This window comes from Ramlibacter sp. AN1133 (assembly GCF_037890035.1).
In the GTDB taxonomy this organism is placed as follows: Bacteria; Pseudomonadota; Gammaproteobacteria; order Burkholderiales; family Burkholderiaceae_C; genus Ramlibacter.
Genome location: NZ_JBBKTQ010000031.1, coordinates 29,102 through 45,278, shown reverse-complemented (window position 1 = coordinate 45,278; position 16,177 = coordinate 29,102). Strand labels below are relative to the sequence as shown.

The 16,177-nt window shown below is 70.9% G+C and carries 15 protein-coding genes; 9 read left to right on the top strand and 6 right to left on the bottom strand.

Features of this window, described 5'->3' with window-relative positions; all coding sequences use genetic code 11:
* Positions 1 to 20 precede the first annotated feature (20 nt).
* The gene (locus WG923_RS27025; RefSeq protein WP_340354128.1) at positions 21 to 1,208 is read left to right on the top strand and encodes an MFS transporter; all 1,188 of its coding nucleotides are present in this window, start codon (positions 21 to 23) and stop codon (positions 1,206 to 1,208) included.
* Positions 1,209 to 1,225: 17 nt separating this feature from the next.
* On the opposite strand, the gene WG923_RS27020 is transcribed toward WG923_RS27025, so the two are convergent.
* Positions 1,226 to 3,295: a type IV pilus assembly protein FimV gene (locus WG923_RS27020; RefSeq protein ID WP_340354127.1), complete on the bottom strand. Its 2,070-nt coding sequence runs from the start codon at positions 3,293 to 3,295 to the stop codon at positions 1,226 to 1,228.
* A gap of 85 nt (positions 3,296 to 3,380) precedes the next feature.
* On the opposite strand from WG923_RS27020, the gene WG923_RS27015 reads away from it, so the two are divergent.
* The 5 genes from WG923_RS27015 to WG923_RS26995 all read left to right on the top strand — a co-directional run bounded on the left by WG923_RS27015 (position 3,381) and on the right by WG923_RS26995 (position 8,973).
* Positions 3,381 to 4,901, top strand: a complete 1,521-nt coding sequence (locus WG923_RS27015; RefSeq protein WP_340354126.1) for a 3-hydroxyacyl-CoA dehydrogenase — start codon at positions 3,381 to 3,383, stop codon at positions 4,899 to 4,901.
* Positions 4,902 to 4,991: 90 nt separating this feature from the next.
* Positions 4,992 to 5,771 carry an oxepin-CoA hydrolase, alternative type gene (locus WG923_RS27010; protein ID WP_340354125.1) on the top strand — a complete coding sequence of 260 codons (780 nt, stop codon included), beginning with the start codon at positions 4,992 to 4,994 and terminating at the stop codon, positions 5,769 to 5,771.
* Positions 5,772 to 5,824: 53 nt separating this feature from the next.
* Entirely contained in the window at positions 5,825 to 6,550 is a 726-nt protein-coding gene (locus WG923_RS27005; RefSeq protein ID WP_340354124.1) for a Crp/Fnr family transcriptional regulator, read from the top strand.
* A 3-nt stretch (positions 6,551 to 6,553) separates the two neighbouring features.
* A complete protein-coding gene (locus WG923_RS27000; protein WP_340354123.1) occupies positions 6,554 to 7,663 on the top strand; it encodes a phosphotransferase in 1,110 nt (369 codons plus the stop codon).
* 35 nt (positions 7,664 to 7,698) lie between these two features.
* Positions 7,699 to 8,973, top strand: a complete 1,275-nt coding sequence (locus tag WG923_RS26995; RefSeq protein ID WP_340354122.1) for an acyl-CoA dehydrogenase family protein — start codon at positions 7,699 to 7,701, stop codon at positions 8,971 to 8,973.
* 4 nt (positions 8,974 to 8,977) lie between these two features.
* On the opposite strand, the gene WG923_RS26990 is transcribed toward WG923_RS26995, so the two are convergent.
* Entirely contained in the window at positions 8,978 to 9,670 is a 693-nt protein-coding gene (locus WG923_RS26990; RefSeq protein WP_340354121.1) for a hypothetical protein, read from the bottom strand.
* Positions 9,671 to 9,725: 55 nt separating this feature from the next.
* Here WG923_RS26990 and WG923_RS26985 point away from each other — a divergent pair, with 55 nt between their 5' ends.
* The gene (locus WG923_RS26985) at positions 9,726 to 10,427 is read left to right on the top strand and encodes a glutathione binding-like protein (protein WP_340354120.1); all 702 of its coding nucleotides are present in this window, start codon (positions 9,726 to 9,728) and stop codon (positions 10,425 to 10,427) included.
* 110 nt (positions 10,428 to 10,537) lie between these two features.
* Here WG923_RS26985 and WG923_RS26980 read toward each other — a convergent pair whose 3' ends face one another.
* Positions 10,538 to 11,971, bottom strand: a complete 1,434-nt coding sequence (locus WG923_RS26980) for an MFS transporter (RefSeq protein ID WP_445322984.1) — start codon at positions 11,969 to 11,971, stop codon at positions 10,538 to 10,540.
* A 124-nt stretch (positions 11,972 to 12,095) separates the two neighbouring features.
* Here WG923_RS26980 and WG923_RS26975 point away from each other — a divergent pair, with 124 nt between their 5' ends.
* Both WG923_RS26975 and WG923_RS26970 read left to right on the top strand, forming a co-directional pair.
* Entirely contained in the window at positions 12,096 to 13,061 is a 966-nt protein-coding gene (locus WG923_RS26975; protein WP_340354119.1) for a recombination-associated protein RdgC, read from the top strand.
* 67 nt (positions 13,062 to 13,128) lie between these two features.
* Positions 13,129 to 13,746, top strand: coding sequence for a TetR/AcrR family transcriptional regulator (locus WG923_RS26970; RefSeq protein WP_340354118.1), 618 nt, complete (start codon positions 13,129 to 13,131; stop codon positions 13,744 to 13,746).
* On the opposite strand, the gene WG923_RS26965 is transcribed toward WG923_RS26970, so the two are convergent.
* The 3 genes from WG923_RS26965 to WG923_RS26955 are packed head-to-tail and all read right to left on the bottom strand — an operon-like array spanning position 13,743 to position 16,172.
* The gene (locus WG923_RS26965; protein ID WP_445322983.1) at positions 13,743 to 14,450 is read right to left on the bottom strand and encodes an ABC transporter ATP-binding protein; all 708 of its coding nucleotides are present in this window, start codon (positions 14,448 to 14,450) and stop codon (positions 13,743 to 13,745) included. The genes WG923_RS26970 and WG923_RS26965 overlap by 4 nt on opposite strands.
* The gene (locus tag WG923_RS26960) at positions 14,440 to 15,195 is read right to left on the bottom strand and encodes an ABC transporter ATP-binding protein (RefSeq protein ID WP_340354117.1); all 756 of its coding nucleotides are present in this window, start codon (positions 15,193 to 15,195) and stop codon (positions 14,440 to 14,442) included. Before WG923_RS26960 ends, WG923_RS26965 begins: the two co-directional genes overlap by 11 nt.
* A complete protein-coding gene (locus WG923_RS26955) occupies positions 15,192 to 16,172 on the bottom strand; it encodes a branched-chain amino acid ABC transporter permease (protein ID WP_340354116.1) in 981 nt (326 codons plus the stop codon). The genes WG923_RS26960 and WG923_RS26955 overlap by 4 nt, the downstream gene beginning before the upstream one ends.
* Positions 16,173 to 16,177 lie beyond the last annotated feature (5 nt).

Genomic DNA, 16,177 nt, shown 5'->3' with positions numbered 1-16,177 from the left:
CCGGCGCGGCAGCGTCCCCTATGGCCACCGAGCTCGCTTCGTCCTTGCCGGCCCGCGAGCCGCTGCCCTCCGTCCTCTGGCCGCTGCTGTTCGGCAACTTCGTGATCGGCACCGGCGTGATGGTGGTGCCGGGCACGCTCAACGAGATCAGCCGCGACCTGGCGGTTTCCGTGTCCACCGCGGGCCAGCTGATTTCGGCCGGGGCGGTGCTGATGTGCGTCGGCGCGCCGCTGCTCGCTTCCCTCGTGGCCGGCTGGGACCGCCGGCTGCTGCTGTCGATCTCCATGCTCTGGTACGCGGCACTGCACCTGGCCTGCGCCTTCGCGCCGTCCTTCGCCTGGCTGCTCGCGTTGCGCGTGCTGGCGCTGCTGCCGCCCGCGATCTTCACGCCGCAGGCCGCAGCCTCGCTGGGCTTGCTGGTGCCGCTGGCGCAGCGCGGGCGCGCCATCACCTTCATCTTCCTCGGCTGGTCGCTCGCCTCCGTGATCGGCATGCCCCTGGGCGCGCTGGTGGGCGGCACGCTCGGCTGGCGCAGCGCGATGGTCATGGTCGCCGCGTTCAGCATGCTGAGCGCAGCGTGGGTGTGGCGCGCCCTGCCCTTCGGCATCAGGCCGCCGGCGTTGTCGCTCGCCGCCTGGCGGGAAACGCTGGGTTCGCGCGCGCTGATGGTAGCCGTGGGCGTCACCGTGCTCTCCGCCGCCGGCCAGTTCGTGCTGTTCTCGTACATGGCGCCGTACTTCCGCCAGAAGCTCGGCCTGGCGCCCGGCGCGCTGAGCTTCTACTTCATGTGCTTCGGCGCCTTCGGCCTGGCCGGCAACATGCTGATGACACGCCACATCGACCGCGTCGGCGCCGGCCGCGCGGTGATGATCGGCCTGGCGCTCATGGCCGGCAGCCTGTTGATCTTCCCCCTGGGCGTGTCGCTGCCGCTGGCGGTCCTCGTGACCATCCCGTGGGCACTGGGCTGCTTTTCCACCAACTCGGCGCAGCAGGCGCGGCTGGTAGGCATCGCGCCGGCGCTGGCCTCGGCGACCGTGGCGCTGAATTCCTCGGCGATGTACGCCGGCCAGGCGGTCGGCGCGGCCACCGGCGGCTGGCTGATCGCCGGCGGCGGGATGGATTCGCTGCACTGGGCCGGCGTGGCCGGCCTCGTGGCGGCGATGGCGGCCAGTGCGCTGGCCAGCCGCTTCGCCTCGGCCCGGCGCTAGCCCGGGCGACGAAGCCCTCAAGGCCCCTTGCGCGAGGAGTCGAAGGGCGGCAAGGTGGTCGGCTCGTCGAGGTCGAAGTCCAGCGCCGGCAGTTCCCGGCCGCCCGGCTTGCCCTCGGGCAGGTCGCCCAGGTCGATGTCGACCCCGAGCCGCACCGAGGGCGGCGGCACCATCAGCAGCTCCCGCTCGGCGTGGGGCTCGGCGCGCTCGGCCAGGTTCAGCGGATGCACCGCCGTGTCGTGGAAGGTCGGCGTCGCGGCGGCGCCCTTGCCCTCCTCCGCCATTTCCCTGGCCACGTGGTACAGCAGCACCAGTTCGCGGTACGCCTCAAGGCTGAAGGGCTCCGCGCCCGGCAGGCCCGGCTTGCGGAAGATCGATTCCTCGATCACGTCCAGCACGCGCGGCGAGGGCCACAGGGCGACGATGCGGCTGAGTGCGCGCCCGTAGTTCTCCAGCGATGCACTCGGCTGGTCGAAATGGTCGAATTCGGGGACGCTGGCCGTGAACCGCTGGCGGAACTCGTTGCGCAGGCGCTCGTACTCGGCGCGCCGGCCCAGCGAGTGGTACAGCTCCAGCAGGTCCATCCATGCCAGCGCGCTGGTTTCCACGTCGTCGTGCACATGCGCCTCGAGCAACGCGATCGCCTGGTCGTACTCGCCGATGGAGAGGAAGAAATCGGCCTTGTCGTGGACGTCGATCAGTTCCTGCACGCCCACCATGCGCGTGATGCCGCCGCGGCTGGCAAGGAATTCCTCGCGCGGGGCGCTGGCGGCAGGCGCGGCCGGTGCGGCCGGTGCGGACCTCGCCGCGGCCGCGCCGGCGGCAAGGCCCGCCGCAGCGGCGGCGGCCGTTGCAGCGCCGAAAGGCGCATCCCGCCTCGCCGGCGCCGGGGAAGCTTCCCGCAGGACCGGTGCCGGCGGGCCTTCCCGCAGGATCGGTGCCGGCTGCGTCTGCAGGCCGTGCGCCGGATGGCGCGAGCTGGTGGCCCTCGCGGCCTCGCCATGCTCCTCGAACCAGCGGCCGACGCGCTTGAGGCGCTGGTCGCCCCACCAGCGCCAGCCGACCCACGCGAGCAGCGCCAGCAGGACGAGCGACAGCGCCGCGACCATGCCGCCGGCGATGCCGCGCTGGCCGCGGGCGCGCTCGACCTCCTCGCGCATGCGCGCCACCGTGGCGGCGTTCTGCTGCGTGATGTCGCGCAGGGACCGCAATTCCCGTTCGACCGACTGCAGCCGCAGGGCGTCCTGCAGCGCCTCGTCCGGCCCCTTCTGCAGCGCCTTCCACAAGGCGGCGGCGGCGGCGCGGCGCTGCGGATCGGTGGAGACTTCGGTGCGCAGCTCGGAGGACAGGCGCAGCACCGGATCGCGCTCGGGGCCGAGCTCCAGCGGTTCGAGCTTCAGGCGGGGCCGGGGCTGGACAGCCTCGGGCTTGCGGGCGCGCGTCGCCGGCGCCGGCGCGGCCGGTCGGCCCGCGGGCGCCGCCGGCAGGGCGCGCTCGGTGCGCAGGGCGGCCACGGCCGCATCCGCCGCACCCGCATCGCGGCGGCGCGGTCCGGTGGCACGCGCACCGCCCGTGCCCGGGCCCGCGCCCGGGTTCGCCGCGGCGGCCGCGGCGGGCGCCGGGGCCGGTGCGGGGCGCACAGGCGTGGGCGTCGGAAACGACGGCTGCGCCGGCACGTTCGCCATGCGCGGCAGGGTGCCGGGTTCGTTGTCCGGTGGCAACTCGGACAGCATCACGATGCGCCGCGTCGTGCTCTGGCCGCAGCCGACGCGCAGGTAGACGGTCACCATGGGCTCGTCGACCGGCAGCGGCGAGCTCACGCGCAGCACGCCCTGCCCGCCGGTCCCCGGCTCCCAGCGCACCGTCGGATCGCTGCGCACCCGTTCCTCGCCGTAGAAGACTTCGGCGCTCGCGCAGGGCGAGTCCTCGCCCTTGCCATCCAGCGTCACGGGGATGGTCAGTTCGAGGGGCCTCCCCACGAGGACGGCGCCGCGGGCGCGGCCGACGGCGAGGGCGCTGGCATCGAACGCGACCAGCCACCCGCACGCGGCAAGGGCCACGGCACGGCAGGTAACTTTGTGAAACATCAAGGCGACCATTCTAGGCAAGCCGGAACCGCGTCCCAAGAAAGTTGCGTCCGGGAGGCCCGGCGCGCCCGCCGATAATGCCCGCATGGAGACTCGTTACAACACCATCGGCATCGCCGGCGCCGGGGCGATGGGTCGCGGGATCGCACAGATCGCGGCCCAGGCCGGCAGCACCGTGCGGCTCTACGACACCCAGCCCGAGGCCGTGCAGCGCGCGCTGCAGGAACTGGGGGCGCAGTGGGATCGCCTGCAGGAAAAGGGCCGCATGGACGCCGATGCCGTGCAGGGTGCCAGGCAGCGGCTGAAGGCCGCGGGCAGCCTGCAGGAACTCGCCGACTGCGAGCTGGTGGTGGAGGCGATCGTCGAGCGGCTCGACGTGAAGAAGGCGCTGTTCGCGCAGCTCGAAGGCATCGTGGGGCCCGACGCCGTGCTGGCCACCAACACCTCCTCGCTGTCCGTCACCGCGATCGCCAACGGCCTGCAACGGCCGCAGCGCGTCGCCGGCTACCACTTCTTCAACCCGGTGCCGCTGATGAAGGTGGTGGAGGTGATCGCCGGCCTGAAGACCGATCCCGCCGTGTGCGAGGGGCTCACCGCCTATGCGAAGCAGATGGGCCACACGCCCGTGCAGGCGCAGGACACGCCCGGCTTCATCGTCAACCACGCCGGCCGCGGCTACGGCACCGAGGCGCTGCGCATCGTGGGCGAAGGCGTGGCCGACTTCGCCACCATCGACCGCATCCTGCGCGACCAGGTCGGCTTCAAGCTCGGGCCCTTCGAGCTGATGGACCTCACGGGGCTGGACGTCTCGCATCCGGTGATGGAGTCGATCTACCACCAGTACTACGACGAGCCGCGCTACCGCCCGAGCCCGCTCGCGGCGCAGCGCGTGGCCGGCGGCGTGCTGGGACGCAAGACGTCCGAGGGCTTCTACCGCTATGTCGAGGGCAAGCAGCAGGTACCGGCGGAAGCGCCCGCGCCCGTGGTGCAGGAGATGCCGCCGGTATGGGTCTCCTCGCGGGCCGCGCGCCGCTCGGAGCTCCTGCAGCTGGTGAAGGACCTGGGCGCGAAGGTGGAGACCGGGGCGTCGCCCTCGGCGCAGGCGCTCACGATCGTGGCGCCGCTGGGCTTCGACGTGACCACCGTGGCCGTGGTGGAGCGGCTCGATCCCGCCCGCACCGTGGGCATCGACTTCCTGATCGAGGACGCCGCGACGAAGCGCCGCGTGCTCGCCACCAACCCCGCGACGCGCGCCGACATGCGCGATGCCGCCCATGCCCTGTTCGCGCGCGACGGCAAGCCGGTCAGCGTGATCCGCGACTCCGGCGGCTTCGTCACGCAGCGCGTGGTCGCGACCATCGTGAACATCGCCGCCGACATGTGCCAGCAGCGCGTGTGCTCGCCGGCCGACCTGGAAACGGCGGTGACGCTGGGCCTGGGCTATCCGCTCGGCCCGCTGGCCATGGGCAACCGCTGGGGACCGACCAACATCCTGGAAGTGCTGTTCAACCTGCAGACGGTGTACGGCGATCCGCGCTACCGCCCCAGCCCCTGGCTGCGCCGCCGCGGCGCGATCGGGCTGTCCCTGCTGCAGGAAGAGGCCTAGAACCGTGAGCCCCCACGCTCCCCACTTCGTGTGGTCGCTGCCCCCCGAGGGGGCCCAGGCCTCCTTGAGGCGGCTCGGCGGAGGCCTGTGATGCCGGCGGAACTGAAAAGCGCCAGCCAGGGCCGCACCATGGTCCTGACCATCAGCAACCCGGACGCGCGCAACGCGCTCGGGCCGGAGATCTACGCCGCCGGCGTCGAGGCGCTCAACGCGGCGGACAGCAATCCCGACGTGCGCAGCGTCGTCCTCACGGGCACCGGCAGCACCTTCTGCGCCGGCGGCAACCTGCAGCGCCTGCTCGCCAACCGCGACCAGCCGCGCGAGGCGCAGGCGCAGTCCATCGACGGCCTGCACGGCTGGATCGAGGCGATCCGCACCTTTCCCAAGCCGGTGATCGCGGCGGTGGAGGGCGCGGCCGCCGGCGCCGGCTTTTCGCTCGCGCTGGCCTGCGACTTCATCGTGGCCGCCGACGACGCGGTGTTCGTGATGGCCTACAGCAGCGTCGCGCTGTCGCCCGACGGCGGGGGCTCCTGGAGCCTCGCGCAGATGCTGCCGCGCCAGGCGGTGAACGAGTTGCTGATGTGCGGCGAGCGCATCGGGCCGCAGCGCCTGCAGCAGCTCGGCGTGGTCAACCGCATCGCGGTGCCCGGTGCGGCGCTGGCGGACGCCCTGGCGCTGGCCGAGCGCCTCAACGAGCGGGCGCCCAATGTCATCGCCAGCATCAAGGAGCTGGTCAACGACGCGCCGGCCGCGCCCCTGAACCGCCACCTCGCCGCGGAGCGCGAACATTTCGTGCGCAACCTGCACCATGCCAACGGGGGGGTCGGCATCCGCGCCTTCCTGGCCAAACAGAAGCCGGAGTACGAATGAGCGCGAGCCCGAACGCCACGCAGGAGGGCCGGCAGTCGCTCACAAGACAGACCATGGACGACCCCATTCTTACCATCGAGGAACGCGCGGCCATCAACAATGGCCGCTGGTTCTCCACCCTCTCCCCTTCGCTGCGGCACGACATCCTCCGATGCGCCTTCGTCAAACGCTACAAGGACGGCGACCTGATCTGCGCCCGCGGCGACCCGGCCGAGTTCTGGAGCGCAGTGGCGCGCGGCGCGGTGCGCGTGAGCTCGACCTCCATCACGGGCAAGCAGGTCACCCTGACCTACGTGGAACCGGGGATCTGGTTCGGTGACGTCGCCATCTTCGACGGCGAGCGCCGCACCCACGACGCCTATGCGCACGGCGACACGACGATGCTGCTCGTCTCGCGCGCGGACCTGCAGAAGATCCTGTCGCAGCACGTGGAGCTGTACGAGGCCCTGCTCAAGCTGCACGCGCGGCGCATCCGCCAGCTGTTCGGCCTGGTGGAGGACCTCAACACGCTGCCGCTGCGCGCCCGCCTCGCCAAGCAACTGGTGCACCTGGTGCGCAGCTACGGCGTGCCCTCGCTGGGCGACGGCAGCGAGGTTCGCATCGGCCTGCAGCTGGCGCAGGAGGAGCTCGCGCAGCTGCTGGGCGCCTCGCGCCAGCGCGTCAACCAGGAACTCAAGCAGATGGAGCGCGAGGACGTGATCCGCATCGAGCCGGGCGGGCTGGTGGTGCGCAACCGCGAAAGCCTCATGCGCATCGTCGAGACGGACAACGAAAAATAAGAGATGACCGAGCAGAACTACGATCATTTCGTCGGCACCCGGCCCGTCTCCGAGCGCCACGCGTTCGACGTGGCGGCGCTCACCGCGTGGCTGGAGCAGAACCTCGAGGGCTTCCGCGGCCCGCTGTCGGTGGAGATGTTCAAGGGCGGCCAGTCCAACCCGACGTACAAGCTGGTGACGCCTGCGCGCAGCTACGTGATGCGCTCGAAGCCCGGTCCGGTGGCCAGGCTGCTGCCTTCCGCCCATGCGGTGGAACGCGAGTTCGCCGTGATGCGCGGCCTGGAGGGGACCGGCGTGCCGGTGCCCCACATGTACGTGCTGTGCGAGGACGAGTCGGTCATCGGCCGCGCCTTCTACATCATGGAGTGCATGCAGGGCCGCGTGCTGTGGGACCAGGCCCTGCCCGGGATGACGCCGCCGCAGCGCAGCGAGATCTACGACGAGATGAACCGCGTGATCGCGGCGCTGCACACCGTGAAGTTCGCCGAGCGCGGCCTGGCCAACTACGGCAAGCCGGGCAACTACTTCGAGCGGCAGATCGGCCGCTGGAGCAAGCAGTACAAGGCCTCCACCGACGGCGCGGGCCCCATGAGCCAGCCGATCCCCGAGATGGAGCGGCTGCTCGAATGGCTGCCGGCGCACATCCCGCCGGCGGCGCGCGACGAGACCAAGGTCTCCATCGTGCACGGCGACTACCGGCTGGACAACCTGATGTTCCACGAGAGCGAGCCGCGCATCGTCGCCGTGCTCGACTGGGAGCTCTCCACGCTGGGCCACCCGCTGGCGGACTTCAGCTACCACTGCATGGCGTGGCACATCCCGCACGGCTCCTTCCGCGGCATCGGCGGGCTCGATCACGCGGCGCTGGGCATCCCGAGCGAAGACGACTACATCCGCCGCTACTGCGACCGCACCGGAGCGTCCACGGTCGCCGACCTGAAGGCGGACTGGAACTTCTACATGGCCTACAACATGTTCCGCATCGCCGCCATCCTGCAGGGCATCGCCAAGCGCGTGGAGGCGGGCACCGCCTCCAGCCAGCAGGCCGTGGCCTCCGGCAAGTCCGCGCGGCCGATGGCGGAACTGGCCTGGAGCTTCGCCCAGCGCGCCTGAACGCGACCCATCCACCTACCAGAGGAGATCAACCCATGGACTTCGAATACTCCGCCAAGACCCGAGAACTCCAGGCGCGCCTGCAGAAGTTCATGGACGAGCACATCTACCCGAACGAGCGCACGTACAAGAAGGAGCTGCAGGCCAACACCGATGCCGGCAAGCGCTGGACGCCGATCCCGATCATCGAGGCGCTCAAGCCCAAGGCGCGCGCCGCGGGCCTGTGGAACCTGTTCCTGCCGGTCGACAGCGCGCAGCACTCCGGCTACGACGGCGCCGGCCTGACCAACCTGGAATACGCGCCGCTGGCCGAGATCATGGGCGCGGTGCCCTGGTCGTCCGAGGTGTTCAACTGCTCCGCGCCCGACACCGGCAACATGGAGACGCTGGCCCGTTATGGCTCCGCGGAGATCAAGGCGAAGTGGCTCAAGCCGCTGCTCGAAGGCGAGATCCGCTCCGCCTTCGCCATGACCGAGCCGGAAGTGGCGTCCTCGGATGCGACCAACATCCAGACCCGCATCGAGCGCCAGGGCGACCACTACATCGTCAACGGCCACAAGTGGTGGATCTCCGGCGCGCCCGACCCGCGCTGCAAGATCTACATCACGATGGGCAAGACGGACCCGGACGCGCCGCGCCACTCGCAGCAAAGCATGATCGTGATCCCGGCGGATGCGCCCGGCATCAGGATCATCCGTCCGCTGGACGTGTTCGGCTACGACGACGCGCCGCACGGCCACGCCGAGATGGTGTTCGAGAACGTCAAGGTGCCGGCGGACAACATCCTGCTGGGCGAGGGCCGCGGCTTCGAGATCGCGCAGGGGCGCCTGGGCCCCGGGCGGATCCACCACTGCATGCGCCTGATCGGCCTGGCCGAGCGCGCGCTGGAGCTGATGTGCCGCCGTTCGCTGGAGCGCGTCGCCTTCGGCAAGGCGGTGGCGCAGCAGACGGTGACGCAGGAGCGCATCGCCGAGGCCCGCTGCCGGATCGACATGGCGCGCCTGCTCACGCTGAAGGCGGCGTGGATGATGGACAAGGCCGGCAACAAGGTCGCCCGCACCGAGATCGCGATGATCAAGGTGGTGGCGCCCAACATGGCCTGCCAGGTGATCGACTGGGCGATCCAGGCCCATGGCGGCGGCGGCGTCTCGGGCGCCTTCCCGCTGGCGCAGGCGTATGCGCATGCGCGCACGCTGCGCTTCGCCGACGGCCCGGACGAAGTGCACCGCAACGCGATCGCCAAGTGGGAACTGGGCAAGTACGGCACCGCCGGCAAGGACGCGCCGGCGCCGGTGACGCGGGGGTCCTGAAGCGTTACTTCCCGGTCCCGAAAGCACCCAGCGCGCTCTTGCACGCCGCGGTGAACACCGCGCTGGCGTGGTCGAGCGTGCTGGTGACCGCCGGCTGGTACTGCATGCGCAGGTAGCACTTGCCGCGCAGCAGCACGATCATGAACGGCACCTGCGCGCCCGGCGCGGGGGCCGGCCAGCCGAGGATCAGGTCGACCAGCGCGTCGTCCACCCAGGCCAGGGCGTTCTCGCGCTTGTCCGCCAGCACGGAGTAGCTGGCCCAGAACGCTTCCGGCACGCCTTCCCAGCCGATCTCGTCGTACATCGCCAGCCAGCGCATCTCCTCCGGCAGGCGGGGGTCGGCGGTGGTCTGCAGCGTGTCGGTGATCATGCTGTAGGCGCGGCGCTCCAGCACGTCCTTGAGCGGGCGGTTGATGATCATCGCGCCGACGTCGTCGAACACACCCAGTTCGGCGCGGGCGCGCAGCTCCTCGCCGCCGATGTAGTCGCGCGTGGGCTTGCCCAGTTCCATCCGCCACACATGGCCGCCGACCTTGCCGTGCATGGAGGCGGTGTGGCCCAGCGGGCCCATCGAGAAGCTCATGCCGCGCGAGGCGGCCCATTCCGAGACGGGCCCCTGCGGAGAGAGCGAGGACGCAGGTCCGCCGTCGCGCTCCTTCGGTTCGCGCTGGAAGACTTTCCGGATGCGATCGAACATGCGCTGCGTATGCCCTAAAGTTGTCCCATCATAAATTGAAACAGGAGGTTTCCGCGTGTCCAAGATTGCCGTTCATTCCTGGCCGACGCCGAACGGGCACAAGGTCCACATCATGCTGGAGGAGTGCGGCCTGCCGTACGAGGCCATCCCCGTCAACATCGGCGCCGGCCAGCAGTTCGAGCCGGGCTTCCTCGCGATCAGCCCGAACAACAAGATCCCCGCGATCGTGGACCCCGACGGGCCCGACGGCGAGCCGATCTCGCTGTTCGAGTCGGGGGCCATCCTGGTGTACCTGGCGGCCAAGACCGGCCGCTTCCTGCCTGCGGGCGACCGGGCGAAATACGAAGTGCTGCAGTGGCTGATGTTCCAGATGGGCGGCGTGGGGCCGATGCTCGGGCAGTGCCACCACTTCCGCCTCTACGCGCCCGAGAAGATCCCCTACGCCATCGACCGCTACACCAACGAGGCCAAGCGCCTGTACGGCGTGATCGACAGGCGGCTGGCGGCCAGCGAGTGGCTGGGAGGCGCCGAGTACTCCATCGCCGACATCGCCACCTTCCCGTGGCTGCGCAGTTGGCAGAACCAGGGCGTGGAGCTGGGCGACTATCCGCACCTGCAGCGCTGGTTCGAGACGATCGCGCAGCGGCCGGCGGTGCAGCGCGGGGTGAAGGTGCTGGCGGACCTGCGCAAGCCGATCACGGACGATCCGAAGGCGCGGGAGATCCTGTTCGGGGCGACGCAGTACCAGCGGCGGTGAGGGTGGGCGCCGGGGCAGGTTCGTAGGCTGGTGGTGAGCCGCGCGAAGCGCGCGAACCCCAGCGTTGCGCGAAGCGCTGGGGTTCCTGCGCTTCGCGCGTCACCACCAGCCTACGAAGTCCGCAAGCGCAACAGGCTGAACGCCGCCGACGCCGCCGCCAGCGCGGAGGCCAGCCCCAGCGCGATCCCCGGCCCGCCGCCCTGCACGCCCGCCACGCTGAAGATCAGCCCCAGCATCACCGCCCCGAAGGACTGGCCCGTGAGCCGCGCCGTCCCCAGCATGCCGCTGGCGGCGCCGGCCCGCGCCAGCGGCGCGGTGGTCACGATGGTGTGGTTGTTGGGCGACTGGAACAGCCCGAACCCGGCGCCGCACAGCATCAGCGGCACCGCCATCTGCCAGTCGGCGGGGTGCGCGGGCAGCAGCGCGAGCCACAGCAATCCGGACGACAGCACCGCCAGCCCGATCCCGCCCAGCACGCCGGCCGGATGGCGGCCGACCAGCCGGCCCGCGATGGGCGCCATCACCACCACCGCAAGCGGCCACGCCGTGATCATCAGGCCCGCCGCCAGGTGGCTGCGGCCCTGTCCCTGCAGCAGCAGGAAGGGCAAGGCGATGAAGGCGAGGGTCTGCGCGGCGAAGGCGGTGACCGAGGTGCACATGGACAGCGCGAAGACGGGGATGCGCAGCAGGTCCACCGGAAAGAGCGGCGCCGGCTGGCGCAGCTGGCCGCGCACGTAGACCCAGGCCACGCCGGCCCCGAGCGCCAGCAGGCCCAGGCCCAGCGCGAGCATGCCGGCGTCCGGCACGCCGCCGCGCCGCGCGCCCAGGGCATCGGCGCCCAGGAAGACGAGCGAGAACATCGCGATGTTGAGCGCGACCTCGCTCGCGCGCAGCGGCTGGCCGCCCGCCCGCGGCGGGTTGTGCGGCAGGGCGCGGCGGCCGATCCACAGCAGCACGCAGCCCAGGGGCACCTGGATCACGAACAGCCAAGGCCATGACGCCACCGAGAGCACCAGGGCCGCAATGCTCGGGCCGGCCACCGACGACGTGGCCACCACCACCGAATTGAGCGCCAGCGCGCGCCCGAGCACCGCGCTGGGATAGGTCAGTCGCACCAGCGCGGCGTTCACGGCCATCATGCCCGCGGCGCCCAGGCCCTGCACCGCCCGCGCACCGGCCAGCAGCGGCAGCGAGGGCGCCAGCACGCAGCCGACGGAAGCCGCCGTGAAGACCGCCAGCCCCACCAGGTAGACGCGGCGGTAGCCCACGCGCTCGCCGAGCTTGGCGCAGGGCAGCAGCAGGCCCAGGGTGGCGAGCTGGTAGGCGTTGACCACCCAGACGGCGGCCGCCGGCGAGGCGCCGAAATGCCGGGTGATGTCCGGCAGCGCCAGGTTCACCAGGGTGGCATCGAGCACCGACAGCGCGATGCCCAGGAGGATGGCCGCCATCGCCCAGTAGCGCTCGGGCACGGGCAGGCCGTCGGGCCGGACGGGCGTCCCCTCTTGGTACTTCTTCTGCACTGGAGGGAGTCTAGCGGTTGGCATGCAAACGTTCGCGGGCGGGGACATTGCACGCGCGAGTGGTGCGGGCGCCGCAGCGCCGGAGTTTGCGTGCTGGCGGGGTGCCCCCCGGCCTACAATCCGGCGCTTTGCCCGCCGCACCGTCCTGATGTTCAAGAACGCCTGTTTCTTCCGCGTCGCGGAGGATTTCGTCCTGCCCGACCTCGCCGCGCTCGAGCGCGCGCTGCACAAGGCCCGTTTCGTCCCCTGCGGTCCGACCCAGCCCGAATCCACCGGGTGGGTGCCGCCGCGCGGCAACAAGAGCAAGGTGATGGCCGAAATGATCGGCGGCCACCTGATCCTCAAGCAGTGCACCGAGAAGCGCGCGGTGCCCGCCTCGGCCGTGAAAGCCGCGGTGGAGGAAAAGATCGAGCGCTACAAGCTGGAGACGGGCAACGAACGCGTGCCGTCGAAGCTGAAGAAGGAGTTCAAGGAGGAGGTCCTGCTGGACCTGCTGCCGCGCGCGTTCAGCAAGCGCAGCACCACCCTGCTCTGGCTCGACCCGCGCGAGAAACTGCTGGTGGTCGACGCCGGCAGCCTGTCGGGCGCCGACCGCATCGTGTCCTCCCTGCTCGCTGCGCTGCTGGAAGTGCCGGGCGCCGGGCCCGCGCTGGACCTGCAGCTAGTGCAGACGCAGACGTCGCCCGCCGCGTCCATGTCGCACTGGCTGACCACGCGCGAGGCGCCCTGGCGCTTCACCGTCGACCGCGACTGCGAGCTGAAGGCGCCGGACGAACAGAAGTCCGCCGTGCGCTATTCGCGCCACACGCTGGAGATCGACGAGGTGGCCGAGCACATCGCCGCCGGCAAGGTGCCCACCCAGCTGGCCATGACCTGGAACGACCGGGTCTCCTTCGTGCTCAGCGACGCCGGACAGGTGCGCAAGCTCAAGCTGCTGGACGTCGTGGTCAAGGAAGCCGAGGACGCCAGGGGCAAGGACGATGAGGGCTTCGACACCAATGCGGCGATCCTGACCGGCGAGCTGTCGGCGCTGATCCCGGACCTGCTGGAAGCGCTGGGCGGGGAATTGTCGCCGGGGGCGGCGCCCGTCGCCGAACTCGCCCTGGCCGCCTAGCGCGGACCCTGACTTCGCGCGCGCTACAGCGCGTCCTGTGGCAGCATTCCCGCGCGGAGGTGCCGCCATGCAGTCGGAAGCGCAAGTCGCCAGGAGCGCCATCCTCGAGGTGGCGCTGCAGCTGGCCGAACGCAGCAGCTGGGATGCCATCCACCTGTTCGACGTCGCCCGCGAGATGGGCGTCGGGCTGGCGGACATCCAGCGCCATTTCCCCAACAAGGACTCGCTCACCGAGGCCTGGTTCGACGTCGCCGATGCCGCCCTGCTGCGGCTGGCGCAGACGCCCGGCTGGCAGCAGGTGCCGCAGCGCCAGCGCCTGCAGTTCGCCTATACCGAGTGGCTGGACACGCTGGCGCCGCACCGGCGGCTCACGCGCGAGATGCTGGGCTACCGGCTGCAGCCGGAGCACGTGCACCTGCAGGCGCGCGGCGTCATGCGCACGAGCGACACGGTGCAGTGGATCCGCGAGGTGGCGCTGCTGCCCCACGTGGGCTGGCGGCGCGAGGTGGCGGAAACGGTGCTCACGACCATCTTCCTGGCGGTGTTCGCCTTCTGGCTGTTCGACGAATCGCCGCAGTCGCGGCGCACGCAGGCGCTGCTGGGACAGCTGCTGCGCGCCGCGGACTTCGGCTCGCGCCTGATCGTGCCGGGCCGGCGCTGGAAGCAGCTGGTGGGCCTGGGCTAGTTCACGCCCAGATAGGCCTGCCGGATGTAGTCGTCCGATCCCAGTTCCGCGCTGCTGCCGCTGCGCCCCACGTGGCCGTGCTCCAGCACGTAGACGCGGTCGGCCACGCGCAGCGCCGACTGCGCATCCTGTTCCGCCATCAGGATCGCGGTGCCGCCCGCCTGGATGCGCTTGATCGCGTCGAAGATCTCCACCTTCAGGCGGTGCGCGATGCCCACCGACGGTTCGTCCAGCAGCAGCAGCGCGGGCCGTCCCATCAGGGCGCGGCCGATCGCCACCATCTGCTGCTGGCCGCCGGACAGCGTGCTGACCACCTGCGCGGCGCGCTCCTCGAGCACGGGAAAGAGGCGATAGACCTGCTCCAGGTCCTTTTCCACCTCCGCGCGGTCCTTGCGCAGGTACGCCCCGAGCATCAGGTTCTTCAGCACCGTGAGCTCCGGGAACAGCCGCCGTCCCTCGGGGCAATGGCAGATGCCCTTGCCCACCACCGCATGCGCCGGCAGCGCCTGCAGCGATTCGCCGCGGAAGCTCAGGGTGCCCGACGAAGGCTGCGCGCGCGAAATCGCCTTGAGCAGCGTGCTCTTGCCCGCCCCGTTGGGCCCCAGCACCGCGACGAACTCGCCCGGCGCGACATCCAGCGACACGTTCTCCAGCGCCACTGCCTTGCCGTACGCCACCGACAGCTTGCGCACCTCAAGCAGCATGGGCCGGCTCCATCACCGGCGCATCGCGGCCGATGTAGGCCTCGATCACCGCGGGATCGCGCACGATCTCCTCGGGCGTGCCCTCGGCGATGATGGCGCCGAAGTCGAGCGCGATCACACGCTGCACCAGGCTCATGAACTCGCGCAGCTTGTGCTCGATCAGCACCACCGTCAGGCCCTCCTGCGCGTGCACCTGCCGGATCAGGGTGGAGAGGTCCGCCATCTCGCCGCTGCCCAGGCCGGCGAAGGGTTCGTCCAGCAGCAGCAGGCGCGGCCGCGCGGCGAGCGCGCGGGCGATCTCGAGCCGGCGCTGGTCGCCATAGGAGAGCACGTCCACCGGCACCTGTTCGCGCCCGGCCAGGCCGACGCGCTCCAGCAGTTCGCGGCCGCGCGCGTGCAGGTCGGCACCGCGTTCGCGTTGCGAGCCCAGCGCGCCCACCACCACGTTCTCCAGCACGGTGAGGCCGGCGAAGGGCCGGCACAGCTGGAAGGTGCGCGAAATGCCCAGGGCGGCGATGCGGTGCGGCGGCAGGCGCAGCAAGCTGTGGCCGTCGAAGTCGATCCGCGCGCCGGCGTCCGGCGGGATGAAGCCGGTCAGCAGGTTGTACAGCGTCGTCTTGCCGGCGCCGTTGGGGCCCAGGATGCCGACGATCTCGCCGCGCGCGACGGTGCAGGCGAAGTCGCGCAGCGCGTGCAGGCCGCCGAAATGCTTGTTCAGGCCCTGCACCTGAAGCAGCGCCGTCATGCCTGCTGCTCCATGGCGTCGGTGACCGGCACCAGCGGCTCCTTGCGCCGCCGCGCCAGCAGCGCGCGCAGCCGCTTCCACGCCGGCGCCACCAGCCCGTGGGGCAGGAAGAACAGGATCAGGATCAGCGCGCAGCTGTAGACCATCAGCCGCCATTCGCCGAAGCGGCGCAGCAGTTCCGTCAGCAGCACCAGCAGCACGGCGCCGCCCACCGGCCCGTAGATCGTCCCCATGCCGCCCACGTAGACCATGGTGATGATCGTGATCGAGGTGACCACGGCGAACAGCTGCGGGCTGACCTGCAACTGGTAGTGCGCGTACATCGCACCGCCGGCGCCGGCGAAGCCGGCGCTGATGACCAGCGAGGCGATCTTGTAGAAGGTCACGTTGATGCCGGCGGCCTGGCAGGTGGCCTCGTCGCCGCGGATCGCGCGCAGGATCAGCCCCCAGTGCGAACGCGCCAGCACCAGCAGCACCGCCGTGATCGCCACCAGCGTGCCCAGCACAAAGTAGTAGAACCCGAGCTGCGACCGGATGAGGGGCGCCAGGCCGTTGATGCCCTCCTCGCCCCCCGTGTGCTCCCAGAAGATCAGCATCAGCCGCTGCATGATCACCGCGCCGGAGAGCATGGCCAGCGCGAAGTACGGGCCCCGCAGCCGCAGCGTGGGCAGGCCGATCAGCAGCGCGAACAGCACCGCCATCACCATCCCCGCCGGCAGGCTCCACCAGGGGTTGGCACCGAAGCTGGTGTTGAGGAAGCCGGCCGTGTAGGCACCGACGCCGATGAACAGGCTGTGGCCGAAGTTCTCGCGGCCCGTGAGGCCGGACATGAAGTCCCAGCTCACCGCCCAGATGCCGTAGATGGCGCTGACCGTGAGCACGCCGATCAGGTAGTTGCTGGGGAACACCAGCGGCAGGATCGCCATGAGCCCCACGACGACGGCAGCGGCGGCAAGGTCGAGGCGGTGGCGCGGCATCGTCG